Source organism: Amycolatopsis sp. VC5-11 (assembly GCF_037034185.1).
In the GTDB taxonomy this organism is placed as follows: domain Bacteria; phylum Actinomycetota; class Actinomycetes; order Mycobacteriales; family Pseudonocardiaceae; genus Amycolatopsis; species Amycolatopsis nivea.
This window is the reverse complement of record NZ_JBAGKF010000002.1, coordinates 107,892-132,148: the sequence shown is the minus strand read 5'-3', so window position 1 is coordinate 132,148 and position 24,257 is coordinate 107,892. Positions and strand designations below refer to the sequence as shown.

Annotated in this window: 21 protein-coding genes; 10 read left to right on the top strand and 11 right to left on the bottom strand. The window is 68.3% G+C overall.

Annotated features, from left to right (window positions below; genetic code table 11):
- Positions 1-5 precede the first annotated feature (5 nt).
- Together WA670_RS07985 and WA670_RS07980 are read right to left on the bottom strand one after the other, a co-directional pair.
- Positions 6-1,271: an ABC transporter substrate-binding protein gene (locus tag WA670_RS07985; protein WP_238604274.1), complete on the bottom strand. Its 1,266-nt coding sequence runs from the start codon at positions 1,269-1,271 to the stop codon at positions 6-8.
- 14 nt (positions 1,272-1,285) lie between these two features.
- A complete protein-coding gene (locus tag WA670_RS07980) occupies positions 1,286-1,879 on the bottom strand; it encodes a helix-turn-helix transcriptional regulator (protein WP_037816773.1) in 594 nt (197 codons plus the stop codon).
- A 402-nt stretch (positions 1,880-2,281) separates the two neighbouring features.
- Here WA670_RS07980 and WA670_RS07975 point away from each other — a divergent pair, with 402 nt between their 5' ends.
- On the top strand, positions 2,282-3,253 hold the full coding sequence (locus WA670_RS07975) for a glycoside hydrolase family 3 N-terminal domain-containing protein (RefSeq protein ID WP_336157258.1): 972 nt from the start codon (positions 2,282-2,284) through the stop codon (positions 3,251-3,253).
- 195 nt (positions 3,254-3,448) lie between these two features.
- Here the strand turns inward: WA670_RS07975 and WA670_RS07970 are convergent, their stop codons facing one another.
- Positions 3,449-4,861 carry a tetratricopeptide repeat protein gene (locus WA670_RS07970; RefSeq protein WP_336157257.1) on the bottom strand — a complete coding sequence of 471 codons (1,413 nt, stop codon included), beginning with the start codon at positions 4,859-4,861 and terminating at the stop codon, positions 3,449-3,451.
- Positions 4,862-4,960: 99 nt separating this feature from the next.
- On the opposite strand from WA670_RS07970, the gene WA670_RS07965 reads away from it, so the two are divergent.
- Both WA670_RS07965 and WA670_RS07960 read left to right on the top strand, forming a co-directional pair.
- Positions 4,961-5,875 (top strand): alpha/beta hydrolase family esterase, encoded by a 915-nt coding sequence (locus tag WA670_RS07965; RefSeq protein ID WP_336157256.1) that lies wholly within the window; start codon positions 4,961-4,963, stop codon positions 5,873-5,875.
- A 42-nt stretch (positions 5,876-5,917) separates the two neighbouring features.
- On the top strand, positions 5,918-6,325 hold the full coding sequence (locus WA670_RS07960; protein ID WP_336157255.1) for a hypothetical protein: 408 nt from the start codon (positions 5,918-5,920) through the stop codon (positions 6,323-6,325).
- Here the strand turns inward: WA670_RS07960 and WA670_RS07955 are convergent.
- Positions 6,318-7,478, bottom strand: coding sequence for an FAD-dependent oxidoreductase (locus WA670_RS07955; RefSeq protein ID WP_336157254.1), 1,161 nt, complete (start codon positions 7,476-7,478; stop codon positions 6,318-6,320). The genes WA670_RS07960 and WA670_RS07955 overlap by 8 nt on opposite strands.
- A 209-nt stretch (positions 7,479-7,687) precedes the next feature.
- Here WA670_RS07955 and WA670_RS07950 point away from each other — a divergent pair, with 209 nt between their 5' ends.
- Positions 7,688-9,052: a purine-cytosine permease family protein gene (locus tag WA670_RS07950; RefSeq protein ID WP_037816779.1), complete on the top strand. Its 1,365-nt coding sequence runs from the start codon at positions 7,688-7,690 to the stop codon at positions 9,050-9,052.
- Here WA670_RS07950 and WA670_RS07945 read toward each other — a convergent pair.
- From WA670_RS07945 to WA670_RS07925, 5 genes are read right to left on the bottom strand one after another with little or no spacing between them, the layout of a single operon-like run.
- Positions 9,021-9,893 (bottom strand): hypothetical protein, encoded by an 873-nt coding sequence (locus tag WA670_RS07945; protein ID WP_336157253.1) that lies wholly within the window; start codon positions 9,891-9,893, stop codon positions 9,021-9,023. The genes WA670_RS07950 and WA670_RS07945 overlap by 32 nt on opposite strands.
- Positions 9,893-12,379, bottom strand: coding sequence for an Hsp70 family protein (locus WA670_RS07940; RefSeq protein WP_336157252.1), 2,487 nt, complete (start codon positions 12,377-12,379; stop codon positions 9,893-9,895). Before WA670_RS07940 ends, WA670_RS07945 begins: the two co-directional genes overlap by 1 nt.
- Positions 12,372-12,872, bottom strand: coding sequence for a hypothetical protein (locus tag WA670_RS07935; protein ID WP_238604267.1), 501 nt, complete (start codon positions 12,870-12,872; stop codon positions 12,372-12,374). Before WA670_RS07935 ends, WA670_RS07940 begins: the two co-directional genes overlap by 8 nt.
- Positions 12,872-14,215 carry a hypothetical protein gene (locus tag WA670_RS07930; protein WP_238604266.1) on the bottom strand — a complete coding sequence of 448 codons (1,344 nt, stop codon included), beginning with the start codon at positions 14,213-14,215 and terminating at the stop codon, positions 12,872-12,874. The genes WA670_RS07935 and WA670_RS07930 overlap by 1 nt, the downstream gene beginning before the upstream one ends.
- A 50-nt stretch (positions 14,216-14,265) precedes the next feature.
- Entirely contained in the window at positions 14,266-15,303 is a 1,038-nt protein-coding gene (locus tag WA670_RS07925) for a LacI family DNA-binding transcriptional regulator (RefSeq protein ID WP_336157674.1), read from the bottom strand.
- A 199-nt stretch (positions 15,304-15,502) separates the two neighbouring features.
- Between WA670_RS07925 and WA670_RS07920 the strand changes: the two genes are divergently transcribed.
- From WA670_RS07920 to WA670_RS07900, 5 genes are all read left to right on the top strand, one after another.
- Positions 15,503-16,753 (top strand): ABC transporter substrate-binding protein, encoded by a 1,251-nt coding sequence (locus WA670_RS07920; protein ID WP_442893088.1) that lies wholly within the window; start codon positions 15,503-15,505, stop codon positions 16,751-16,753.
- Between the two features lie 2 nt (positions 16,754-16,755).
- Positions 16,756-17,718: a carbohydrate ABC transporter permease gene (locus WA670_RS07915; RefSeq protein WP_238604263.1), complete on the top strand. Its 963-nt coding sequence runs from the start codon at positions 16,756-16,758 to the stop codon at positions 17,716-17,718.
- Positions 17,715-18,539 carry a carbohydrate ABC transporter permease gene (locus WA670_RS07910; RefSeq protein WP_037816787.1) on the top strand — a complete coding sequence of 275 codons (825 nt, stop codon included), beginning with the start codon at positions 17,715-17,717 and terminating at the stop codon, positions 18,537-18,539. Before WA670_RS07915 ends, WA670_RS07910 begins: the two co-directional genes overlap by 4 nt.
- A 2-nt stretch (positions 18,540-18,541) precedes the next feature.
- Positions 18,542-19,924: a GH1 family beta-glucosidase gene (locus WA670_RS07905; protein WP_051729234.1), complete on the top strand. Its 1,383-nt coding sequence runs from the start codon at positions 18,542-18,544 to the stop codon at positions 19,922-19,924.
- A 134-nt stretch (positions 19,925-20,058) separates the two neighbouring features.
- Positions 20,059-20,292 (top strand): hypothetical protein, encoded by a 234-nt coding sequence (locus WA670_RS07900; protein ID WP_037816789.1) that lies wholly within the window; start codon positions 20,059-20,061, stop codon positions 20,290-20,292.
- A gap of 604 nt (positions 20,293-20,896) precedes the next feature.
- Here WA670_RS07900 and WA670_RS07895 read toward each other — a convergent pair.
- Positions 20,897-21,745, bottom strand: a complete 849-nt coding sequence (locus tag WA670_RS07895) for an ion transporter (protein ID WP_336157249.1) — start codon at positions 21,743-21,745, stop codon at positions 20,897-20,899.
- Between the two features lie 712 nt (positions 21,746-22,457).
- On the opposite strand from WA670_RS07895, the gene WA670_RS07890 reads away from it, so the two are divergent.
- Complete coding sequence (locus tag WA670_RS07890) at positions 22,458-23,663, top strand: glycosyl hydrolase family 8 (protein WP_037816795.1); 1,206 nt, start codon at positions 22,458-22,460, stop codon at positions 23,661-23,663.
- Between the two features lie 21 nt (positions 23,664-23,684).
- Here WA670_RS07890 and WA670_RS07885 read toward each other — a convergent pair whose 3' ends face one another.
- Positions 23,685-24,221, bottom strand: a complete 537-nt coding sequence (locus WA670_RS07885) for a M15 family metallopeptidase (protein ID WP_336157248.1) — start codon at positions 24,219-24,221, stop codon at positions 23,685-23,687.
- Positions 24,222-24,257: the final 36 nt, after the last annotated feature.

The window sequence follows — 24,257 nt, the reverse complement described above, 5'->3', positions numbered from 1 at the left end:
GACAGCTACTTGATCGCGTCGCGGCCCATCCGGACCGCGTCGGCCCACGCCTGCTCGACGTTCTCCGTCCCGTCCTCGATCCGGCCGAGCGCGCGGCCGAATTCGGGACGCACGTCCGCGTCGTGCAGGCCGCGGTAGTTCGGCCGCAGCCGGTCCGCCGACGCCGCGTAGATCTGGCCGACCGGAGCGTTCGAGAAATAGGGATCGGTGTGCGCGACGACCTGCGGATCCTGGTACACGCTCGGTTCGCTCGGCAGGATTCCGTCGGAAAGGAAAAGCCGTTTCTGCTGCGCGGGCGCGGTCAGCCACTGCGCGAGATCGTAGGCTTCCTTCGGGTGCGCGCTTTGCTTCGGCACGGCGAGGAAGGAACCGCCCTGGTTGCCGCTGTTGCCCGGCACCGTGGTGACGTCCCATTTGCCGCTGCCCGCGTCGCCGCCCGCTTCCTTGATCTGCGCGAGCATCCACGCCGGGCACGCGATCGTGGCGAAGGTGCCCTGTTTGATCGCGACGTTCCAGGCCTGGGTGTAGGTGGTCGCACCGGCCGTTTCGTGGGCTTGCGCGAGACCGCCGGACAGCTGGAAGGCATTGCGGACGCTGGGATTGCGGTCGGCGATGTAGGAATCGTCCTTGGCGGAGAAGTAGTTCTCCGGCGACTGGTTGAGCATCGCGGTGTAAACGGTGCCCGCCGAATCGGCGAACTTCACCTTCGGCAGCTTTTCGGTGAACCGGGCGGCGGCGTTCGCGTACCCCTGCCAGTCCGGCATCAGCTCGGCGACGGCCTTGCGGTCGGTGGGCAATCCGGCCTGCTGGAACAGATCCCGGCGGTAGCACATCGCGAGGCTGCCCATGTCGGTGCCGAGTCCGAAGACGTAATCACCCGCGGTGCCCTGCGCCCACTTCCACGGCGCCCATTGCTGTTTGAGCTTGTCCGCGCCGTAATCGGCCAGGTTGACGAATTTGTCCTTGGCCCGGATGTACTTCGGGATGTACTGCTCCTCGACCGCGACGACGTCGGCCGCGCCGCGACCGGCCGCCAGCTGCGTGGCGAGGCTCTTGAAATGCGTGTCGAAATCGGTGACCCGGCTGCGGATCTCGATGTTCGGATGGTCCTTCTGATACTGCTCGAACAACGGCGCGTAGCCAAACTCGCCGAACGTGGCCACGCTCAGCGTGATCTTCCCCGAGGACGCGGCGGAACCGCACGCGGCCGCCAGTAACAGGAATGCGGCGGCGAGCGCGGCAACGGCCGGGCGCCGGGTCAGCTTTCGCACGTGGTGAGCATCCTTCAAATCACTCCGGCGCGCAGCGCGTAGGCGACGGCGTGCGGACGGTTCCGCAGCTTGAGCCGGTTCGTCATTCCGTAGATCACGTTCTTCACGGTCCGCTCCGAGTAGCAGAGCTTGTTCGCGATTTCCGCGGTGTCCCAGCCCTCGGCCATCAGCCGCAGCACGTCGACCTCGCGCGGCGACAGGTTGGTGCGGTCGCCGCCCCGGCGCAGGGTCTCCGCCTGCTGCAGCAGGTCCCGCATCGAGGTCTCGCGCCCGGAGGCGGCGGCCACGATGCTGCGCACCAGCTGGTCGCCGCCGATCGCATCGCGCGGCAGCACCGCCGCGACGTGCCAGGCGGCCAGCTCGGCGAGATCGTCGGCGTCGACGTATCCGGCGACGAACACGATGGCCGCGGGGGTCTCCGAGGCCGCGGCCCGCAGCGCCGCCTTCACCTCGCGGGTGACGCGGTTCGCGGCGAACACGAGCACCGCGGCTTCACCGCGCTGCTGGCCCGGCATCACCCGCACCTCGCGGCGCGTGCGCAGATGGTCGATGAGGCCCGCGAGGGTGATCGGGTCCGAAGCCCATGCCGCAACCTTGACCTGATTCATCGCTGCCTCCCCGGTGCAGAGCCTGTGCTTGTCGTGTGCCGGTCAGTGTGCCCACCGCGGCTTCACGAAATCTCTAGTCGGGACGCGCTCATTCTTCACAGCGTGAAGTTGGGCCCGCCGGTGGGGTTCCGTTACCGTCACGGAGACCTGTCCAGACCAGCAGAGGAAATGATGAAGGCGCACGCACGACCCCGCTGGAGCACCGCAGGAGCCGTCAGCGCGTTGACGCTCATATGTGCGCTTTCCGCGTGCTCCGGGGATCGTTCCGCTTCCGGAACAGCAACGCCCACCGCGCTCACCCCGCCGAGTGCGGGGAGCTCGCCGCAAGCCGCTCCACCTGCGTCAACCTCGCCGGCGCAGACTGTGCCAGGACGGGGGTCGTGCGCCTCGGCGGTGTCGGCGATGGATCCGCGGGCGCGCGTGGCGCAGCTGGTGGTGCCGGGCGTCAACGCGGGCGATCCGGCGGGCGTCGCGAACCTCGTGCGGACGCAGCAGGTCGGCGGGATCTTCGTGGGAGACAAAAAGACCACGCTGTTGCAAAATGGCGCGCTCGACGGGGTCCAGCGGGCGGCGAAGATCCCGGTTTCGGTCGCCGTCGACGAGGAGGGCGGCCGCGTGCAGCGCATCGACGACCTCGACGGCTCGCTCCCGAGCGCCCGGCAGCTGGCGGCCTCGAAGACGCCGGACGAGGTGCGCGCGATCGGCGAGCAGCGGGGCAAGCAACTGCGGGCACGCGGGGTGACGGTCGACTACGCACCGGACGCGGACGTGAGCGACGAACCCGACGACGCGGTGATCGGCGACCGTTCCTACAGCCCGGACCCGGAAAAGGTGCGGCAGTACGCACTGGCGTTCGCTGAGGGCCTGCGCGCGGCCGGAGTGCAGCCGGTGCTGAAGCATTTCCCCGGCCACGGCCACGGCTCGGGCGACTCGCACCGGGGCACCGTCGTCACGCCGCCGCTGGATCAGCTGCGCCGGGTCGATCTGGTGCCTTATCGCGACATCTCGGAATACGGACAGGTCGCGGTGATGGTCGGGCATCTCGAGGTGCCTGGGCTGACCGGGGACGAGCCCGCCTCGCTGGCTCCTGAGGCGTATCGGTTGCTGCGCAACGAGTTCCACTTCACCGGTCCGATGATCACCGATGACCTCGGCGGAATGAAGGCGATCACGGACCGGTTCGCGCTGCCGGACGCGGTGCTGAAGGCGCTGCAGGCGGGGGCGGATCAGGCGTTGTTCTCCTCCGGGCACAACGACGTGGGGGCGGTCGTGGACCGGCTCCAGCGGGCGGTGGAGAGCGGGGAGCTGCCCGGGGCGCAGGTGGCGGCTTCGGTGGAGCGGGTGTTGGCGGCGAAGGGGTTTTGCCGTCCTTGACCTGGCGAGGGGGCTGGGTAGCGTCGGAAGACTGGGGCGGCGAGCGTGGCTCAATCCGGCGTTGCTCGCTCTCGCCGAGCGGAATTGCGCTCGGCGACCCCGGGCTTTCCCCGATCCCGGTACATCCGGCCAAGGGCATAGGCCCGGACCACCTCGCCGCAGCGGAAACCGCCCTGCAGCAAAGCAAACCCTGACTCACTCCTGGATCTGAGCCAGCTCCGCAGCAGCGTTCACCGTCAGGGGATGGTCCTCCCCCAGCACCCTTCGGCACCTTGGCAGCAGGTCGTCCAGCACCTCAAGCGCCGCGGCCCGGTCGTCGAGGCGGAGGTGGATCCGCACCAGGTTCCCGGTAGTCCGCAAGGTGCCCAGTGCGTCCGGACCCAGGGCGCGGCGGGTTCGGGCCAGGACGTCCTCCGTCTGGTCGCGGGCGCGTTCGTATTCGTTCAGCCCCATGTACGCCACGCAGAGGTTGCTCGCGACGATCAACGTCAGCGGATCCTCCTCGCCCAGGACGCGGCTCGCCCGGGGCAGCAGGTCGGCCAGCAGGTCGCGTGCCTCCGCGTGTTCGGTGGTGCCGATCAGGCATCCGGCCAGGCGGTTGGCGGCGGCGAGGGTGTCCGGGTGGTCCGCGCCCAGCGCCGTGGTCCATTCGGCGTGGATGAGCCGGCCCAGGGCGGCGCCGGGATGAGCTTGGCCGGAGACGAAGAGGTAGCGCAGCACTCGGATGAGCAGCGCGCGGCGCTCCGGCGGTTCGTGGTTGCGCAAGTCGCCTGAGGCGGCCGCCATCCGGATGGCGTTGGCGACGCGGCGGTATTCGGGCCACGATTCCTTCAGGTCGGGATCCAGGTCCACGGAGGCCGGGGCGTCCGCGAGCGGAGCCAGCACGGGGTAGGACGAAGGCTGGTCCCAGAGCGAAACGGGCGCACCTGACGCGGCGAGCAGGTTCGACGGGCAGCCGCGTTCGTGGAAGAGGTCGCAGCCGGAGCTGAGCACCGTATGCGAGCGGCCGGAGTAGAGCGCCGGCACCGGATACGCGTGGAACGGCTCGCCGTGGTTGTCGATGACCGTGGTGCCGTGGCGGCCCGCGCAGGTCCAGTCCACTTCCAGCCGCCAGGCGACCTCATGGGTGGTGGTGATCGGCTCGATCTCGAACTGCTCGATATCGGTGGCGCTGACGGTGAAGGGGAAGTCCGGGCCCTCCGCGACCAGCCGCGGCGACGGGACGTCGAAATCGGTCGTGAAGGGGCGCGGTTTCAGGTGCCCGCCGACCCGGACCACCAGGCAGGCCGGGCGCGGCGGGGTTCGCGAGACGACCGCGATCCGCGCGGATTGCAGGACGACGGCTCGGTTCGTTCTGGCTTCCACCGTGATGACGTGGACCGTCCCGCCGGGCACGGCGACCTGCGGCGGATCGGTGTCGAGCACCAGGTCGGCCAAGGTTCCGCCGGGTTTCAGGCGGACCGAGGCGATGAGCGGGTCGGCCAGGTCCGCCGGGCTGTCGCCCGACCGGCCGACGTTGATGTCGCCGTGCACCGCCCCGGCCATCACGACCTTGTCGAACTGGCCGCCGGTGATGCGGTTGACAGAGGACTCTTCCGCGTCCGTCACGGGAACGAGCCTAGCCGTTAACTCAATGAACGAAAGGTTCGTCCGGGGCCGATGCGGGGTGACTATGGTCGCGCTCGCCCGTCGATCGAGGAGGATCGGATGTCCGGACGTTTCCGTGCAGGCGTTGCCGTACTAGCGGCGGCGATCGGACTCGGGGTGCTCGCCGCCCCGGCATCGGCCGAAACGGCATCGCCGACGACCGGGTGCGGGCAGGCGGTCGCCCATCCCGGCGCCACGACCGTCGAGCATCTGACCTCCGGCGGGATCGATCGCGAGTACCGGATCTACGTGCCCGCGCGGTACGACTCGCACCGGCGGTACCCGGTCGTCCTCTCCTATCACGGGCACGGCCGCACGGCGGAGTACCAGGAAGAACTGTCCGGCTTCTCCGGCTCGGACGTGATCGCGGTGTACCCGCAGGGCGTCACCGGCACCGACGGCAAATCCGCCTGGACCGGCGCGCCCTACTCGGCCCCGGTCGACGACGTCCGCTTCACCGGCGACCTGCTCACCTCGCTGCAGCACCGGATGTGCGTGGACCCGGCCCGGATCTACGCGGCGGGCAAGTCGAACGGCGGCGGGTTCGTCGGCGTGCTGGCGTGCCGGATGGCCGACCGGATCGCCGCGTTCGCCCCCGTTTCCGGCGCGTTCTACCCCCAGGGCGGCGCCTGCCATCCGAGCCGGAAGGTCGCGCTGCTCGACTTCCACGGCACCGCCGACACCACCATCCCCTATACCGGCAATCCGGCCAAGGGACTGCCGTCCATTCCGGACTGGTTGAACGGCTGGGCCGCCCGCGACCGGTGTTTCCCTTACCCCGTCTCGGTTTCTCCGGTGCGGAACGTGGTGAAGCAGTGGTGGCCTGGATGCTCGCTGGTGCATTACCGGATGGAAGGGGCCGGACACGTCTGGCCGAGCACTCGCCCGAACAACGACTCCGACACTCCTTCCGCGCTCGACGCCACCCCGGTCATCCTTCAGTTCTTCAAAGCGCACCGCCTCGCCGGAGCCTGAATTTCCGCGCCGGGCGATCCCCGGGTATGGCATCGTGACCGGGTGCACCTGCCAACCTCCGCTGACCAGATCCGGCGCTTCGAATGTCTCCGGATCACCGACATCGAGACCCGGGACTGGGTCAGCATCCCCGGGGACGTGCTCGGCGTTTGGGACGGCGAGGACGCCGCCGCGACCGCCGAGCTCATCTCCGACCTGCCAGACGGGGAGTTGATGCGCTGCTTCCTGCCCCGCTACGGAGTTCGCGCGCACGGTGCCGAGGGGGTCTTGTTCGAGCTCGCCTTCTGCTTCCGCTGCAACGGCGTGCTGACCCTGCTGCCCGGCAGGGCAGAGCACGAGCTCGACCCGTTCGACGCGGAGTCCGCGCCCGCGCGCCGCCTGCTCGAGAAGTTCAAGGCCATCGACCCGAACCCCGCCGTACCTCGCGGCAGCCAGGCACCCCTCAGCTGACCCGTTCCGCCGGTTCCCGCTTCTTGGCGAGCATCCGGCGGAACCCTTCGGCGACCACCTTCGCGGTGTCCTTGCCGTTGTTGGCGGTGATCCGCTTGACCATCTCCGCGGACTCCGCGGCGATCGCCTCGCTGCGGGCGAACATCCGTTCCTCGTGCAGAGCCAGCGCGGTCTCGACGTCGTCGGGATGCGCGGCCAGCAACTGGGCGAGGTCGGAACCGTCGAGCATGGCCAGGTTCGCGCCTTCGCCGTTCGGGCCGCGCAGGTGTGCCGCGTCGCCGATCAGCGTCACGCCCGGGGTCCGCTCCCACCGGTGCACGCCCGGCAGCGTGTAGTGCCTGCGCAGGATCGGCGGGGTGTCGCCGCCGGAGATCAGCTCGCGGATTTCCGGGGCCCAGTCGGCGAACTCGGCCGCGATCCGGGCGAGCGCGTCCTGGGGCTCGAGGCCGTCGAGTGCGTCGAACCACTCCGCGGGCTTGTTGAGCATCGCGTAGGTGTGCAGGGCGTCGCGTTCGCGGTGCACCATGATGCGCCGGTCCGGTCCGGGTGAGCCCATCCCGCCGCCGCCCACGACTTCCGCGGCCGCCGGATGGCGGGTCTCGGCGTCGTAGAGGTAGGTCTCGACGAAAGCGAGGCCCATGTACTCCGGCACCGCGTCGGACAGCAGCGGGCGTACCCGCGACCACGCCCCGTCCGCGCCGACCAGTAGTTTCGCGACGACCGAACTCCCGTCGGCAAAGGAAACCTCGTGGCCGTCGGCGACCGTGCGGACGCCGCTGACCTTCCGGCCCCAGCGGACGGTGCCGTCGGGGAGCGAGTCGAGCAGCATCTGCCGCAACTCGCCGCGCAGGAGTTCGGGACGGCCGCCGGTGCCGTCGTCGGGGTGGTCCAGCAGGACGGTGCCGTCGGGATCGAGGATCCGCATCTGCTGGCGGCCCTCGAGGATCAGGCCGCGGAACTCGTCCATCAGGCCGGCCGCCTCGACGGCGAGCTGGCCGTTGTAGTCGTGAATGTCGAGCAGTCCGCCCTGGGACCGCGACATCGGCGACGGTTCGGCCTCGTAGACCTCGGCCGGAATCCCGTGCAGGTACAGGACCCGGGCGAGGGTCAGTCCGCCGAGGCCGGCGCCGATGATGGTGACTGGAGTCTGCATTGTTCTCCCCTGGTGAGCTGGTGACCTCCGAAGAGTGGCGGCCGTCGCTGGCACCGGCCGCACACTTCGCTGGCAGTCCGCTGCCAGGCGCTGACAGCTGGTCAGGGTCTGGGATCCGAGACAGAATCGTCCGGCGGCTACTTGGCCGCAACGGCGCGCTGACGTTGAGTTCGTCCAGCGCATTCACCGAAGAACCGCAGGAGGGGCACGTGGCGGCCACACTGGAGCGACGCTCGATCGACCCGGTCCCGGAGTCCGAGCGGCACGGGCACCCGCGCAGCCTCTTCACCCTGTGGTTCGCCGCGAACACCCAGATCACGTCGGCGGTCACCGGCGCGCTGACCGTGCTGGTCGGCGTGCATCCGCTGTGGGCGATCGTCGCGGTCGTGGCGGGCAACGCGCTCGGCGGCATTCCGATGGCGCTGCACGCCGCGCAGGGACCGAAGCTCGGCATTCCGCAGATGATCCAGTCGCGGGCACAGTTCGGGGTATATGGCGCGGCGCTCCCGCTGGTGCTGGTCGTGGTGATGTACCTGGGCTACTTCGCGAGCGGTTCGCTGCTCGGCGGCCAGGCCGTCGCCCAGATCACGCACCTGCCGACGGACGCCGCGATCGCGGTCTACGCGCTCGCCTCGGCGCTGATCGCGATTGTCGGATACCGGCTGATCCACCGGTTCGGCTGGCTCGCGTCCGCGCTGTCCGTGATCGTCTTTCTCTACCTGACCATCCGGCTGATCAGCGGGCACGACCTCGGCGCCGTGCTCGCCGCGCCGCACCTGGACTTCCCGAAGTTCCTCCTCGCGGTCTCCCTGACCGCGTCGTGGCAGCTCACTTTCGGCCCGTACGTCGCCGACACCTCGCGCTACCTGCCGTCGGCGACGTCGGTGCGCGCGACGTTCTGGTGGACCTACGGCGGCACAGTGCTCGGCGCGGTGTGGGCGATGTCGTTCGGTGCGCTGGCCTACGCGATTGCCGGGAAGGCGTTCAAGGGCCATGAAGTCGCGTACGTCGTCGGCCTCGGCGGTGAAGCGCTGCTCATCCCCTTGCTGCTGGCTATCGCGCTCGGCAAGTTCACGGTGAACGTGCTGAACATCTACGGCGGTTACATGACTGTCGCGACCGCACTGACCGGTTTCGGCCGCCGCGCCGCGCTCTCCCAGGCGACACGGATCGGCTACATCGCAGGCGTCGGCGTGGTCGGCGCGGTGATCGCCATCCTCGGCCGCGGGCAGTTCCTGTCTAACTTCGTGCTGTTCCTGGACTTTCTGCTGTATTTCTTGACGCCGTGGAGCTCGATCAACCTGGTCGACTTCTATCTGCTGCGCAAGGAAAAGTACGACCTCGACGCGCTCTACGACCCGAACGGCCGCTACGGTCGCTGGGCCTGGCCCGCGCTGGGCGCGTACGTGCTCGGTATCGCGGTGCAGATCCCGTTCGCCAACGTCGAAGGCATTTTCGTCGGGCCTATCGCTCCGTTGCTTGGCGGTGCGGACATCTCGTGGTTGCTCGGGCTCATCGTGCCTGGCGCGTTGTATGTGGCTTTCATGCGCCGGTCGGTCGCACTTCGAGTGTGACTGTCCGGGCTGAGTCCGCTACTTGATCCGCGCTGGAAACGGCGAATGCGGTCAACGGCAATCCGCTCTCCGCAGCCAGCACTCGGGCCGCGGAGGACGCGCGTGCCAAGGAGACCGTCGAACCGCCGCTTGCTGGGCCGCCGGGGACTGCGACGCCGTGGCCGATCACGGTCACGCGAAGTGGCTGTCCTTTGAGGACAGGAGCCCAATCGGTCAACGCCGTTCGCCCGGCTGCGTTCGGAGTTGTCGCGTTAGGACTGAACAGACTGCGGTCGAAGCTGACAGTGACCGCGTCGGAACCGGCCTTTGTGGACACACCTGGTGCGGCCAGCGTTTGCGCTAGCTGCTTCAACTTCTCCTGCCGTTCCTTCGCAGCGGTGGCGTCGCGGGATTCCTGGCCGTGGAGACGATCCAGCTCTGCACGGAGACCGTCGTCCGACTTGGCCGCGGTGACGACCGGGGGAGGCGGCTGTCGCGTAGTCAAAACCACCCCACCTGCGATGACGCCGCCGATCAGCACCACCGCACCGGCGGTCAGCAGATACCGGCGAACCGGTCGTCGTCGCAATCGTCCAGAGTGGACTTTCGCGATCACCCGACGTCCCGCCTCGGCAGCGGAATTGTCCGGTTGCAAAGCCAGGACGGCTGCCCACGCCGCGTCCGCCGCCGCTAGATCGCCGGACTGGGCGTGCACGCGAGCCAGCAGGTCGAGCCGCGCGGGATCGCCCGCCGAATCCGGTTCCAGGAGTGCGACGGCGGCCTCGTAATCGCCGCGTCGGGCGAGGTCGGCTCCTTCGGCGAGGACGAGTTCCCGTTCCAGTGCCTGCGAAAGCCCGCTCATCACCGCTCCCCGCGCAGAATGCCGCCGCCTGGCTGGCCTGGCCGGTCGTCGGGGAGCAGACGGCGCAACCGGCGGTTGACGTCCGGCAGCGCGGCCCAGTTTGACGTCGCGACCACGTGCTCGCCTTCCCGGATCAGCTCCCGCGCGCGAGCCGGGTCGGACATCGTGTCGCGCGCGGCCCGCAGTGCGTTGAACACCTCCAGGTCCAGCGAGCCGTCTCGGCGCAGCAACAGCACTTGCAGGTCCAGCGCTCGCTCGGACAGCCGCTCGCCCGCCTCGACGTCGTGCGATTCGGCGATGGTCGCGTACCGGCGCTCGATCTCGGCCAGTTCGGCCCGGTCCTCGTCCGCGCCGACCCGGTCGACCAGTTCGCGGCAGTGGTCGATCTGGTCCCGGAGCCGTTCCAGCACCTCGGGTACGCGCAGCTCCGCCTCGATGTCGTCGAGATCCGCCTGCACGTCGCGCATCCGCCGTTCCGCGGCGACCGCGGCCCCCTCGTCGGTGCCGCCGGAGCGTACCTCGTCCCGGACCGCCGCGACGCTGCCTTGTTCGTCCAGCCGGTTCAGCAGTCCGCGCGCCCGGTCCGAACGCGTCCCCTCGACCTGCGTCCGCACCTGCTCGTGCCGCGCTTCCAGCTCGTTCAGCAGCCGCCGCAGCGTCTGCGGATCCGGCACGTGCTGCTGTTTGAGGTCGATGACCGCCTCGAACTCGTTGTCCAGCAACGGAACCTCGGCCACCACGGACACCTGCCGTGAATCGTCCATCTCGAAAGTCATCACGACCTCGCTGCCGCGCGGCAGGTCGAACCGCACGTCTTTGGCGCGGATTTCGATGACGCCCACCTGCTGGTTCCGCTCGCCGCGACGACGTTCGCCCTCCGCGACCGGAATCCGAATCACCGAAGACGTGTTGCCGCGCAACAGCGTCGCCGTGGTGAAGAACGTCTGCCGTTTCGCCGCCGGCAGCGGCGCGTTCTTCATCAGCATCGGGGTGAAGGAACCATCGGCCTCAGTCAGGCCGACCGTGTTGACCACGGTCTGGCCCATCATTTCGTTGAGCTGGTGGGTGATCGTGAGCGAGTCCGGCTGCACTGGAACGCGTGCGCCGGTCGGGTCGAGCAGCTCGATCTCGAACCGGTTCGTGCTCAGCTCGTCGAGCACCGCGTCGACGGTGAAGGTGCCGTCCGCGGAAAGCGAGACCTCGGACGTCCGGTAGACCGGCCTGCGCTGCGGTGCGCTCAGCGCGATCCGGAACCGCGACCAGTCGGCCGAACCGTCCGTCGAGCAGCGGCCGGACACTGGCACGCTCGGCAGGCTGGTAGTGGCTGGATAGGACAGTTCCAGCGAATACTCGCCGCGTTTCGCCGGGCGCACCGTCCTCGGGCGCGCCACAGTTCCGGCGTATGCGGCGGCACCACGCGCCACCACCGTGCTCGGGTCCTGGCTGTGGTCGAGCGGAATGCCGAGCCCGACCGACGGATCGGCCAGCAGCTCGCGCAACCCGGGCGCGAGCGTCGGACCGCCGACCAGCAGCAACCGGTCGATATCCGCAGGGCGCAGATTCGCCGATTCCAACGCGGTCCGGCACAACTGCACGGCACGGAGATAAAACGGCCGCGCGACCTGATCGACTTCCTCGCGGCGCAGGGTGTACTCGAACATCTCCTCCTGCCCGTCGCCCCGGTCGAGGTCGAGCAGCACCTGAGTCTGTTCCGCTTGGGAGAGCTGGATTTTCGCGGTCTCGGCGGTACTGCGCAGCCGGGCGAAGTTCCGCCGCCAGCGCGGGTTGTCCCGGCGGAAATCGGCGAGCCCGAGTTGTCGCACCACCTCCGGAGCCAGCACGTGGTCCAGCACGGCTTGGTCGATGTTGCGTCCGCCGAGGTGCGTGTCGCCCGCGTGGTGCAGCACGCTCAATTCTCCCTCGGCAGTGCTGACGACCGCGGAGTCGAACGTGCCGCCGCCGAAGTCGAACACCATCCAGTGCGCGCCTTTGCTTTCGTTCTGGAACCCGAACGCGAACGCCGCCGCGGTCGGTTCCTGCAGCAGCGGGCAATTCCCGGTGAACCCGGCCAGTTTCGCCGCTTCCTGCGTCGCCTCGGTCTGGTTCAGCAGGAACGCGGCGGGCACGGTGATCACCGCCGCGTCCGGCATTTCCCGCGGAGCAACGGAACTGCGCAGCGACCGCAGCACTTCCGCGGACAGTTCCACCGGCGTCATGCTGACCCCGGCCTTCGGGAATTCCCGCCGCGCGTCCGGCAATCCCATCGACTGCTTGAATTCGACCTGCACGCTGTCCGGGTCGTCCTCGAGCCTGCGCCGCGCCCCCGCCCCGACCTCGATCACGCCGCGTCGGCGGCACCAGACCGCGGAGGGCGTGTAATCCATCTGCATGTTGTTCTTGATCACCGACACCGCACCGTCGTCGAGCACCGCGATCGCGCTGTTCGTGGTGCCGAGGTCGATCCCGAAATCGATCGTGTCACGCATCCGCTTCCCCGTTCCCCCGGGCGGCCGGGCGCCCGACGATGACCTGTCCCATTTGGATCCGGCGGCCGGTCAGGTAAATCGACGGCCGCACGGTCTCCACCACCCGCTCGACGTCCAGGTCCGGTTCGTCCTGGAACAACAGCACCTCGAGCGCCATCCCGGAGCCGAACGGGATCCGGTCGTGGTCCTGCACCAGCACGCCCGCCGCGTCGAGCGCGTCTTGGCTCGCGCTGAGGAACCGGCCCGCCTGCCGCGCCACCCGGTCCTCGGCACCGGCGAGCTTTCGCCGCGCCCGCCACAACGCCGTCGCCGCCTCGGCCAGGTCCGATTCGGACAGTGGCGGCGCGTCGTCCTTAGTGGTCAATACCGCGGCGAGCTGGTCAAGCAATTCCCGCAACCGAGCGCGTTCTTCTGGCTGGAGGCCAGGTTCGGCGATCCGGAATTCCTTGTGCTGCTTGCGCTGCCGCGCTTCTTCGCCCCGCCGGTCTCGCATCACAATCTCCTCCGCAGTCGAACGAACGGGGCGACATACAACAGCGCCGCCGCCACGGCGACAGCCAGCCAATACGGCAGCTCGACCGGACTGAGCGCCAGGTAAACCACGAAGTCCAGCCCCAGCAGAACCGGGTACCGGCCCGGCTCGATCCACGGCCGGGCCGCGAGGAGGCAATTCGTCATCGCACCGGCAACCGCGCCGAGAAAGATGACCGCCAGCAGCGCGCTTTCCGGAAGCTTCAAAGCCAGGAACACTGATGCTGCCAACGCGTGCAGCAATGCTCCGAAAATCCGCGCCGCCGACGGTTCCCGTTCCGGCGGTGGAGTCGGCGCGTACACCGTTGCAGCGAACTCGTTGCGCGCCACGGCTTCCAGTGTCTCCGGGTCGAGGCTGTATCGCCGGGCGACCGCGAACACGTCCCGGATCAGGCTCGCGGACGCGCCGCGCACCTCCGCGAGGGCAACCCCGATGTTGTTCGCCACCACCGCGATCGACTCCGAAAGCGAGGCGGTCCGCCGGAATTCCGCCCGCGGGACCACCTCTTCGAGCCGGTCGAACAGCGGCTCGACCTCTTTGACGGCCCGCTCCGCGGCGGCCTGCACCCGATTGCCGTCCAGGTCGCCGCGAAGGTCTTTGAGCAATGCCTCGACCCGCCGATACGTCCCGTCGGCGATAGCCGCCCGTGCGTCCTCGACCGCGTGCCGATCAGCCTCGAACAACGCGAGATACCCGGTGAACCGCTGCGGCTCAGCCGACCTCGTGGCTACTTCGATCAACGGCGCGAGCAACGCGTCCGGCAACGCCGTCCGTAATCCGTCCACAGTGGATTCGTCAAGCCGTCGATCGCCCAGCTTCTCGACGCGGTGGTTCAGATGCCGCCAGAAGGATTCGCTGCGCAGCACCACCGTCCAGCAACGGGCGGCTTCGGTCCACAAGGGAGTCGGGTGGTCGTCGGTGCGGTCGGCCTCCGCGTCGAGGGCTGCCGCGTAGGCGGCGACCGCGTTGTCGTGCGCGCGGTGGAGCTGGATCGGGCATTCGCAGTCGACTGGCACGCCCCAGATCCAGAAGACCTCGTCGACGAACCGGTGTTCGGTGTTGCCGAGCGCGTCGAAGGCAGCCCGCACCTCGTCGACGGTCGCGTCCGCGGGCACCCCGTCCGGCACCGCGCCGCCGACTTCGAGCACCCCTAGAACTCGAAGTCGCCGCTCCCGCACCTCGCGCCGCGTCGCGACCGCGGTGAGGCCGACGAGCCGGAACGGGTTGCGCCGGTACAGCTCGGGGGTCGACACCTCCCGCACCCGCGCCGCGGCAGTCCGGCCGCGCCCCTCGTTCGCTCCCATGCCCGGGAAGGTAAAACGACCCGGCTGGGAGGGGTCCCGGAAGAACCGGGCTAGCTGGACCCGCTCGACTCGCGGACGACCAGCGACACCGGCAGGATTTGCGCACCCGGCGCGACGTCCTCGCCGTCCAGCAGCCGCATCAGCGTCGAGACCATCGCGTGGACCTGCTCGCGCGGATCCTGATGCACCGAGGTCAACGGCGGGGTCATGGCCGGAGCCAGCGCGGCGTTGTCGTCGAAGCTGACCACCGCGACGTCGCCGGGCACGTCGCGTCCGGCATCCGACAGCGTGCGCAACGCGCCCACCGCCATCATGTCGCTGCCGACGAACACCGCGTCGAGATCGGGCACCCGCTCCAGCAGCGTGGCCATCGCTTTCGCGCCACCAGCCAGGGTGAAGTCGGCTTCCTCGGCCAGCCCGGACGGGTCGATCCCCGCGTCCACGAGCGTCTTGCGCCAGCCGGCGAGCCGGTCGATCGGCGCGCCTTGATCCTGCGGACCCGCGATGGTCGCGATCCGGCGACGCCCGGACTCCACCAGATGCGTCACCGCCTGCCGGGCGCCGCCCTCGTTGTCGAAATCCACTAGGTGCACGCCCCGGCGCAGATCGGCGGCCGGTCCGCCGAACACCGTGGGCAGCTTCAGCAACCGCAACGCCCGGGGCAGCGGATCCGCACGGTGCGGAGCGAAGACGAGGACGCCGTCGACGTGCCCGCCCTCGAGAAACCGCACAGTCCGCCCGAGATCCTCCCGGGTGTCGCTGAAGAGCAGCACCATCTGACAGCCGACGTCGGCCAGTTCCCGGTAGCCCGCGCGCATCACCGCGGTCCGGTACGGGTCGTCGAGCAGTCGTGCTTCCGGCTCCGAGAGCACCACCGCGATCGCGCCGGTCCGCCGGGTGACGAGCGAGCGCGCCGCCTGGTTCGGCGAATACCCGAGGTCGCGCGCCGCGGCCAGCACCTTTTCGCGCGAGCGCGCGCTGACGTACGCGTCGTCGTTCAGCGCTCGCGACGCGGTGGACCGCGAGACCCCGGCGAACGCCGCGACGTCCTCCAGCGTCGGCCGCTCGTCCTCGGACCGAGGCACCACTCCGCCCACCCCCTGACTGTCGATCGGGTCAGCTTAACGGGGTCCGCCCGGGAGCGCTCCCGGAGACTCTGGCCTTGACATCCCCCGTTACCTGCAACACACTCGTTCGGCATCTGGGAGCGCTCCCAGAACGACTTCCAAGGGGTTGACGACGGTGACAACGTTCCGGAAGGGCCTGGTGCTGGCACTGGGCATCACGATGACCGCGGTGAGCGCCGCGGCGTGCGGCGGTGGCGGCGACGTGCCCGCGGCGGCCGGGCCGAACGAGCACGTGGACCTGACGCTCGCGACGTTCACGGAGTTCGGCTACGAGGCGCTCATCCCGGAGTACGAGCGGCTGCACCCGAACATCAAGATCACCCACCGCAAGACCGGCCAGGGCGGGCCGTACGCCCAGGACATGATGACGAAACTCGCGGCGGGCTCGGGACTGGCCGACGTGCAGGCCGTCGAGGAAGGCCACCTGTCGGACATCCTCAGCAAGTCCTCGAAGTTCAACGACCTGAGCCAGATCGGGCCGTCGGGCGTTTCGCCGGACCGGTGGCTTTCGTGGAAATACGACGCGGGCAAAGACAAGAACGGCAAGCTCATCGGCTACGGCACGGACATCGGCCCGCTCGCCATGTGCTACCGCAAGGACCTGCTCGCCGCGGCCGGGCTGCCCAGCGACCCGCAGGCGGTGAAACCGCTGTTCGCCACCTGGGACAGCTATTTCGCGGCCGGCGCCCAGTACACCGCCAAGACCGGCAAGGCGTGGTTCGATTCGGCGGCGCAGAACTTCAACTCCATGGTCAACCAGCTGCCGGTCGGCTACCTCGACACCAACGACAAGCTCACCGTGGAGAACAACCAGGGCATCAAGGACGCCTGGGCGAAGGTGACCGACGCGGTCGCGAAAGGCGAATCGGCGAAGCTCACCGCGTTCAGCAACGAATGGAATTCCGGGTTCAAGCAGAGCGCGTTCGCGACAAAGGCCTGCCCGGCGTGGATGCTCGGCGTGATCAAGGAACAGGCCGGGCCGGACAACGCGGGCAAATGGGCGGTCACCGCGGCGTTTCCCGGCGGAGGCGGCAACTGGGGCGGGTCGTATCTGACCGTGCCGAAGCAGAGCAAGCACCCGCGGGAAGCCGCTGAACTGGCCGCCTGGCTCACCGCGCCGGAGCAGCAGATCAAGGCGTTCGAGGCCAAGGGCAACTTCCCGAGCCAGGCGAAGGCGCTGGAAAGCCCGCAGCTGCTGAACGCCACCGACGCGTACTTCGGCGGCGCGAAGATCGGCGAACTGTTCGCCGAGCAGGCGAAGAAGGTGGCGAAACCGCAGTACAAGGGCCCGAACGACGGTCAGATCCAGGAAAACGTCGCCAGCCCGGCACTGCAGTCGGTGGAACAAGGAGCCTCGGCCGCCGACGGCTGGCAGCGGCTGGTCGACGGCGCGAAGAAACTCGCCCGCTGACGATGACAGTCATCGACAAGGTCGCTCCGGAAGGCCGGGCCGCACCGCGGCCCGGCCTGCGCGACCGGCTGGCGCGCTGGGATGTCAAGGTCTCGCCTTATCTCTACGTGGCACCGTTCTTTATCGTGTTCGCCATCGTGGGCATGTTCCCGTTGCTGTACACGGCTTACGTGTCGCTGTTTCATTGGGAGGCCGGCGACGACAATCCCGATTTCATCGGACTGGACAACTTCAAGGAACTCTTCACCGACGCGCAGTTCTGGCACGCGCTGGAAAACACGGTCAGCATCTTCCTGCTGTCCAGCGTGCCCCAGCTGATCATCGCGGTGCTGCTCGCCGCGGTGCTCAGTCTCCGGTTGCGCGGCGCGACCGGCTGGCGGGTCGGCATCCTGCTGCCCTACGCGGCGAGTCTGGTCGCGCTGGGGATCATTTTCGCGAACCTTTTCGGGCCGCGCTACGGTCTCGTCAACGGCGTGCTCCAGACGTTCGGACTGTCCCCGGTGGACTGGCAGGCCAATCGGTTCGCCAGCCATGTCGCCATCGCGATCATGGTGAACTGGCGGTGGACCGGGTACAACGCGCTGATCGTTCTCGCTGCCATGCAAGCGATTCCGAAGGAATTGCACGAGGCCGCGCTGATCGACGGCGCGGGCACCGTGCGCCGGTTCACCCACGTGACGCTGCCGCTGCTCAAACCCACGCTGATCTTCGTCACCATCACCTCGACGATCGGCGGGCTGCAGATCTTCACCGAGCCCAAGCTGTTCGACGCGATGCCCGGGTCGAACAACGGCGGCTCCACGCATCAGTTCCAGACGGTGACGCTGTATCTGTACCAAAGCGCTTTCGAGAACTTCAATCTCGGCTACGCGTCCGCGATCGCCTGGGTGCTTTTCCTGATCATCATCGCGATCGCGCTCGTCAACTACTTCGTCACCGGACGGCTCGCGGGGAGGCGAAAATGACCGGGCTCGGCAAACCGCGCAGGGCGACCTACGGCGTGCTGATCGTGTTCGTGCTCGGCTCGCTGTTCCCGTTCTACTGGTCGTTTCTCGTCTCCAGCCGTGACAACGGAATGCTCACCGAACGGATCCCGCCGCTGCTGCCGGGCGGCAACTTCTTCGCCAACGCGGCGCGGGTGTTCGACACCGTGCCGTTCTGGCGGGCGCTGGCCAACAGCGTCATTGTGTCCGGCACGGTCACGCTCACCACGGTGCTCTTCTCGTCGCTGGCCGGGTTCGCCTTCGCCAAACTGCGCTTCCGCGGCCGCAACGGGTTGTTCGTATTCATCGTGGTGACGCTCGCGGTGCCGACCCAGCTCGGAATCATCCCGCTGTTCATCGCGATGTCGAAACTCGGCTGGGCGGGCGGACTGCAGTCGGTGATCGTGCCGAACCTGGTCACCGCGTTCGGCGTGTTCTGGATGCGGCAGTACACAGTGGACGCTCTGCCGTACGAACTGATCGAGGCCGCGCGCATGGACGGCTGCAGCATGATCCGGGTCTTCTGGAACGTGTGCCTTCCCGCGGTCCGCCCGGCCGCGGCGATCCTCGCGATGTTCACGTTCATGACGTCCTGGAACGATTTCCTGTGGCCGCTGGTCGTGCTCGACGCGGGCAATCCGACCGTGCAGGTGGCGCTGGAGAAACTGCAAAGCGGTTACTACGTCGACTATTCGCTGGTGCTCGCGGGCACCACGCTGGCCACGATTCCGATCCTCATCGTCTTCCTCCTGCTCGGCCGCCAGATCGTGGCCGGGATCATGCAAGGCGCCGTGAAAGGGTGACCATGTCCGCACAGCCGATCCCCGACGTGCTCGCGTTCCCGGACGCGTTCGTCTGGGGCGCCGCCACGGCGGCCTTCCAGGTCGAAGGATCGACCACAGTGGACGGACGCGAGACGTCCGTCTGGGATACCTTCGCCGCGCGCCCGGGCGCGGTGGCCCGCGGCGACACCGGCGACCCGGCGGCCGACCATTACCGCCGCTACGCCGACGACGTGGCGCTGATGCAGTCGCTCGGGCTCACCGCGTACCGGTTTTCCCTGTCCTGGCCGAGAATCCTCCCGCACGGCAAACCGGAACCGCGCGGACTGGACTTCTACGACCGGCTCGTGGACCGGCTGCTGGCCGCGGGCATCCAGCCGTGGGCGACGCTGTATCACTGGGATCTTCCGCAATCGCTGGAGGATCGCGGCGGCTGGACCGCGCGCGACACCGCGTACCGGTTCGCTGAATACGCCGAGGTCATCGCGGCCCGGCTCGGCGACCGGGTGGCCAGCTGGTCGACGCTCAACGAACCGTGGTGCGCGGCGATGCTCGGCTACGGTTCCGGCGTTCACGCGCCCGGCCGGACGTCCCCGGAAGCTGCTGTGGCGGCGGCGCATCACCTGCTGCTGGCGCACGGGCTGGCGATGGACGTGCTCCGGCAGCACACGAGCAGCCCGTCCGGGATCACGCTGAACCTGTACCCGGTCGTCGCGGACTCATCCGACGATGCCGACGCCGACGCCGCCCGGCGGATCGACGGACTGCAGAACCGGTTATACCTCGACCCGCTGCTGCGCGGCGGCTACCCCGCTGACCTGCGCGAAGACCTGGCCCGGTTCGGCTTCGACGCCGTGGTGCAGGACGGCGACGAGGCGGTGCTCGGCAAGCCGATCGACTGGCTTGGCGTGAACTACTACCGCGGCTACCGGGTGGCCGGATCGGCGCGGCCGGGAAGCATCCCGGCGGGCCGGGAGTGGCCGGGAGCCGACCAGGTGCACTTCGTCCCGGACCCGGCCGCGCCGCGCACGGCTTCCGGCTGGGAGGTGCGTCCCGGCGGGCTGACCGAATCCCTGCTGCAAGTGCATCGGGACTATCCGCCGGTGCCGTTGTACGTCACGGAGAACGGCGCGGCGTATCCGGACCCGATCCGCGACGGCGAGGTCACCGACGACGACCGCATCGCTTTCCTCGACGCACATCTGCGGGCCGCGCACGACGCACTGGCCCACGGAGTTGATCTGCGCGGGTATTTCTACTGGTCGCTGCTGGACAACTTCGAATGGGCCGAGGGGTATGCGAAACGCTTCGGCCTCGTGCACGTCGATTACCGCACTCAGCAGCGCACGCCGAAGCGCAGCGCACGGTGGTACGCGGAGGTGATCGCGCGCAACGCGTTGCGGTGACCTACTCCCGGGTTCACTAGCACCGCCGGGAAAGACTTTCTCTTCGGGTTTCGCGTCACGGGTTCCGGGCGCGGCCGTCGGACCAGTGCCGGGGCCGCCCCGAACGGCCCCGCGAGCGGAGACTGGAGTGTCCGATGACGGTGCGAAGCCGGGTGACCGACGAGGTCACCACGTGGCTGACCGGGGAATTCGCGGGCCGGGTGCCCGCCGAGGCGATCAGGGTGGTGGTGCGGGCGGCCGGCCGGGACCTCGACGGCAGGGTCGTCCCCGATGAGCAGGGCGACCTGCTCTACCGCGTGGCGCGGGCAAGGCTGGTGCGGATGCTCTCCGCGCCGGACGAGCCGCACATCCCGCGTTCTCGCCGGTAAGGCGTTTGTTCCCCGGATCCGCACGGGTCCGGGGAACAGCTGTGTCCGGGCCCTTCGGTGGCCCGAGGTAACCGAGCGCGCGCCGACCGTGTTCGACGCGCGCCGGGGGCTGCTACGAGCCCGGCACCCGGCTGCTCAGCGGAGCGTGCGAACGCTCCGGCGGCCACCAGACCTGCGCGGGCGGCGGGGGTACGTCGTCGTCTGGAAGTTCGAGTGCGTCCGCGCCGCTCTGCCAGCGGTTCCAGTGCACGGAGCACAGTCCGCGCCACAAGGAATCCTCCGTGCAGTCCCGCCGGCGACACCTGCGTACCTGCTGCCCGCTATCAATCACGTCCACGACTCCAAACCGCGCTCAACCTCCCCGCCGGCTCCAGTCTGCCTCGGCTCCGGCGGGAACGCCCCGTACTCGCGCCAACACAACCCTTGTGCAGCAACGGAACGAGAGATCTCACCCTACTCCAGGCGTCTGTGCGCGCCGCGCGACCACAGTGCACTCTTTCAGCGGTTGACGCGTTCACTGCCCAGCGTCAAATGGTGAATCTCCTGCGCTGCAACGGAGAGTGCGCACCCGACGGCACACGGTAGGTATGTCCACAATGGATGATCAACGCCGCGGATGCTGAGCGTCGTACTCGTGCGCGGCGGTGCGCTGGGTGCGGGTGCGCAGGAGCTGCTCGTCCGGGGACTCGTCCACATCGGCCAGTCCGAGCGCGACCGCGCGGCGGATCTGCTCGCGGTTGTCGCGGACGACGGAGGAGAAGAAGTCGTCGATGCGCGGGTCCAGAAGGACTTCCAGCAGGACCCGGAAGGACGTGTCGACGGTGGCGCGGACGATCTCGTCGTGAAACGGCAGCCTGCGCAGTCTGCCCAGCTGCGGGTCCTCGGAGATCTTTTCGGTGATGATGGCGCGGAGTTCGGTCTTGTTTTCGCTCAGGGACTTGGCGAGGTTCTCCGGGTAGTTCCCGGTTTCCAGCACCTTGACCACCTCGTCGAGGACGGCGATGGTGACGGGTTTTTTGATGGCGCGGACTATGGGCTCGGAGAGTTTGTCCACCAGGCGGTAGGTGAACTGCTCCCCTACCGCGCGGTCGGCGGCCCTTCCCAGGCGGATGATCAGCAGGATTACGCCGATGACGTGATGGTTCGCGGTGAAGGCCGGGTGGGCGACCGGGATCATCGCGAAGATTTCGTACCAGGTGCGGGCCAGGAAGGCGGCGCGCCAGCCTTGTTTGCGCCAGCGGTGGAGGAGTTCCAGGAAGAAGATGCCGCAGATGATGCAGTCGGTGAGGAAGAACCACTGGCTGATGTTGGGCGGGGGCGGGCCGATGAGGAGCCAGGCCAGCATGCCGGTGGAGACGACTGCCAGGGCGAGCATGATCCAGTCGTCGGCCCGGACGTTGCCGGGGAGGACGCCGCTGTTGAGTTCGACTTGGGCCGGACGGCCGGTGGTCATGCTGGCTCCCTGGTGCTGGGGTGTTGCTGGGGGTGATGATTCCATGGGTCTTGGGTTGGGGCAGGGAGCGTGGGGGCGTTTTCGACGGCTCGTGCTTCGCACATCGCTCGATCTGTAGTGCGGTGGGGCACCCCGAAGCTTGATTGTGCTGACGGTCTGGGGTGGCTTGTCAAGGCGGGAAAGATGCCTTGACAAGCCACCCCAGACCGCAGGAGAGCTTCGTATCGGGGTGCGGGGGAGGTGTGGGTGCACCGACAGTTGCGTACACCGGCGGCGGCCTGCTTGAGGTGGGGGCTAGCGCCCCAATGTGGCATTGGGTGCATGCGACGCACCCAATGTGGCGTTCGGTGCATCTGACGCACCCAATGCCACATTGGGGCGGCATCCCGAGCAGGCGCGAGGCGGGGAGGCGGGCGAGCCGAGGGCCGTGAGGGGAACCCTCACGGAATCAGATTCCCTCAGGGCGACCCTCACGTACGCCAAAAGCCGTGAAGGGCTCCTTCAGGGAATCTAAGTCCCTCAAGGAGCCCCTCACAGACCGGCCGCGGGGCGCGACGGGAATCAGCGGCCGTGAAGGAGCCCCTCACAGAACGCTACGGAACCGGTTCACCTTCGAGTTCGGGGCCGGACATCTTGACACCAAACACCCGGTACAGCAGGCTTTTCTCACGCCGCCTAGTTAGGAAAGTTTACTAACAAGGAGACCCCGAAAATGCCCGCTTCCCGGAAGGTGGCGTTGTTCGCTGCCGCTTCCGTTTCGCTTACTGCTGCGTTGGCTGGTGCTGGGCCTGCCACTGCGGCGTCCGTCGCGCGTCCGTTTCCAGCGCACGTCACCTATCAGACTGGTGTCCGGCCTTCCGTCAGTCAGGCTGAGCAGGACAACGCGGTCAAGAGACAGTACGACTCCTGGAAGAAAACTTACCTCCGCCAGGCTTGCGGCGGTTACCTCGTCTGGGCGACTGACGACGCGCCCAACAAGGGCACGGTTTCCGAGGCCCAGGGCTACGGGATGAACATCGTCCCGTTGATGGCGGGCTACGACGACCAGGCCAAGACGATTTTCGACGGGATGTGGAAGTTCGTCCAGGACCACCGGGACAGCAAGGGGCTCTTCCAGTGGGTGATCGACGGCAAGACCTGCAAGTACGCCGACGACGGCACCCCTGACTCGGCCACCGACGGCGATCTCGACGTCGGCTACGGGCTGATTCTCGCGGACAAGCAGTGGGGCGGCTACAGCACCGCCGCCAAGGACTGGCTTGCCAAGATCTACAAGTACGACGTCGCGTCCGACGGGCATCTCAAGATCGCCGACGACGCGGGCAACGACGACACCCGGCCCTCCGACTTCATGCTCGACCACCTGCGCGCGTTCGCGAAGTACGACACCGCGCACGACTGGAACAAGGTCGTCACCCGGACCGAGCAGCTGATCACCCAGTTCACCAGCAAGTACTCGCCGAACGCGAATCTGCTGTCCGACTTCGTGGTCGGTGCGAACACCAACAGCCCGAAGCCCGCGCCCGCGGATCATCTGGAGAACCAGCCGGACAACATCGTCGGCTACAACTCCGTTCGGGTGCCTTGGCACATGGGCACCGACGCGCTGCTGTACGGCGGCAAGGTCGCGACCGAGGTCGCCAAGAAGGAATCGGCCAGCTACAAGAGCCACTCCGGCGCCAACCCGGCCAAGATTTACCCGCACACCAAATTGGACGGGACGCCGACCAAGACCAGCGACCAGTCCGAGGTCGCGGCCAACCCGGTCGGGGTCGCGGCGATGGTCGCGGGCGACCAGGCGTGGACCGATTCGCTGTGGAAATACATGGCGGGCAATCCGTACGACGACACTTACTACGGCGAGACCATCAAACTGCTGGTCTACCTGGTGATGTCCGGCAACTACTGGGCCCCGTGAACCCGGCCGCCCGTACGGACGTCAACCGGCGGCGTCCGTACGGGTGGGCGGGCATTTACCGCCCGGAGTGGTCAGCAGTTCGAAGTGCCACATCTCGTTCGCGTACACCTGGCACAGGCCGTATTTCGCGCCGTGCTGGATGAGCCAGTCGTCGGCTCGGGTGGGGGCGACGTCGACCGCCTTGCCGGACACGTGCGTCGATTGTTCCGGCGTGTTCACATACTTCCGCGCCTTCTCCAGGCTGCCGTACTTTTCGATGCCCGCGTCGAGCAGCTTCTGCTGGTACTCCTTCGTCCGCCAGCCCGACGCGATCTGAATGTCCACATTGCGCTGACGCGCGTCCGTTGCCGCCTCCTGCAACGCTTTCCGCAACGCCGGATCGAGATTTCCGACGGCCGGGTAGCTCGTGTCGGACGGCCTCAGCGTGACGCCTTCGGGAGCACCGCCTTGAGCCGGGTCGTGGTCCGGATCGCCGTCGAGCACCGGGAGGCCGGAGCACCCGGCGACGACGATCGCGGGCAGCACGAGCAGCACGATTTTGATCTTGTTCCGCAGCACGCCGCAACTATCGCGAGCGGGTATCCCCGGAAGGTT

Excerpts from the sequence above, each read along its gene's own strand:
- WA670_RS07980 (WP_037816773.1), bottom strand. The coding sequence starts at position 1,879 with ATGAATCAGGTCAAGGTTGCGGCATGGGCTTCGGACCCGATCACCCTC.
- WA670_RS07975 (WP_336157258.1), top strand. The coding sequence starts at position 2,282 with ATGGATCCGCGGGCGCGCGTGGCGCAGCTGGTGGTGCCGGGCGTCAAC.
- WA670_RS07965 (WP_336157256.1), top strand. The coding sequence starts at position 4,961 with ATGTCCGGACGTTTCCGTGCAGGCGTTGCCGTACTAGCGGCGGCGATC.
- WA670_RS07955 (WP_336157254.1), bottom strand. The coding sequence starts at position 7,478 with ATGCAGACTCCAGTCACCATCATCGGCGCCGGCCTCGGCGGACTGACC.
- WA670_RS07945 (WP_336157253.1), bottom strand. The coding sequence starts at position 9,893 with ATGAGCGGGCTTTCGCAGGCACTGGAACGGGAACTCGTCCTCGCCGAA.
- WA670_RS07940 (WP_336157252.1), bottom strand. The coding sequence starts at position 12,379 with ATGCGTGACACGATCGATTTCGGGATCGACCTCGGCACCACGAACAGC.
- WA670_RS07935 (WP_238604267.1), bottom strand. The coding sequence starts at position 12,872 with ATGCGAGACCGGCGGGGCGAAGAAGCGCGGCAGCGCAAGCAGCACAAG.
- WA670_RS07930 (WP_238604266.1), bottom strand. The coding sequence starts at position 14,215 with ATGGGAGCGAACGAGGGGCGCGGCCGGACTGCCGCGGCGCGGGTGCGG.
- WA670_RS07920 (WP_442893088.1), top strand. The coding sequence starts at position 15,503 with ATGACCGCGGTGAGCGCCGCGGCGTGCGGCGGTGGCGGCGACGTGCCC.
- WA670_RS07915 (WP_238604263.1), top strand. The coding sequence starts at position 16,756 with ATGACAGTCATCGACAAGGTCGCTCCGGAAGGCCGGGCCGCACCGCGG.
- WA670_RS07910 (WP_037816787.1), top strand. The coding sequence starts at position 17,715 with ATGACCGGGCTCGGCAAACCGCGCAGGGCGACCTACGGCGTGCTGATC.
- WA670_RS07905 (WP_051729234.1), top strand. The coding sequence starts at position 18,542 with ATGTCCGCACAGCCGATCCCCGACGTGCTCGCGTTCCCGGACGCGTTC.
- WA670_RS07900 (WP_037816789.1), top strand. The coding sequence starts at position 20,059 with ATGACGGTGCGAAGCCGGGTGACCGACGAGGTCACCACGTGGCTGACC.
- WA670_RS07895 (WP_336157249.1), bottom strand. The coding sequence starts at position 21,745 with ATGACCACCGGCCGTCCGGCCCAAGTCGAACTCAACAGCGGCGTCCTC.
- WA670_RS07890 (WP_037816795.1), top strand. The coding sequence starts at position 22,458 with ATGCCCGCTTCCCGGAAGGTGGCGTTGTTCGCTGCCGCTTCCGTTTCG.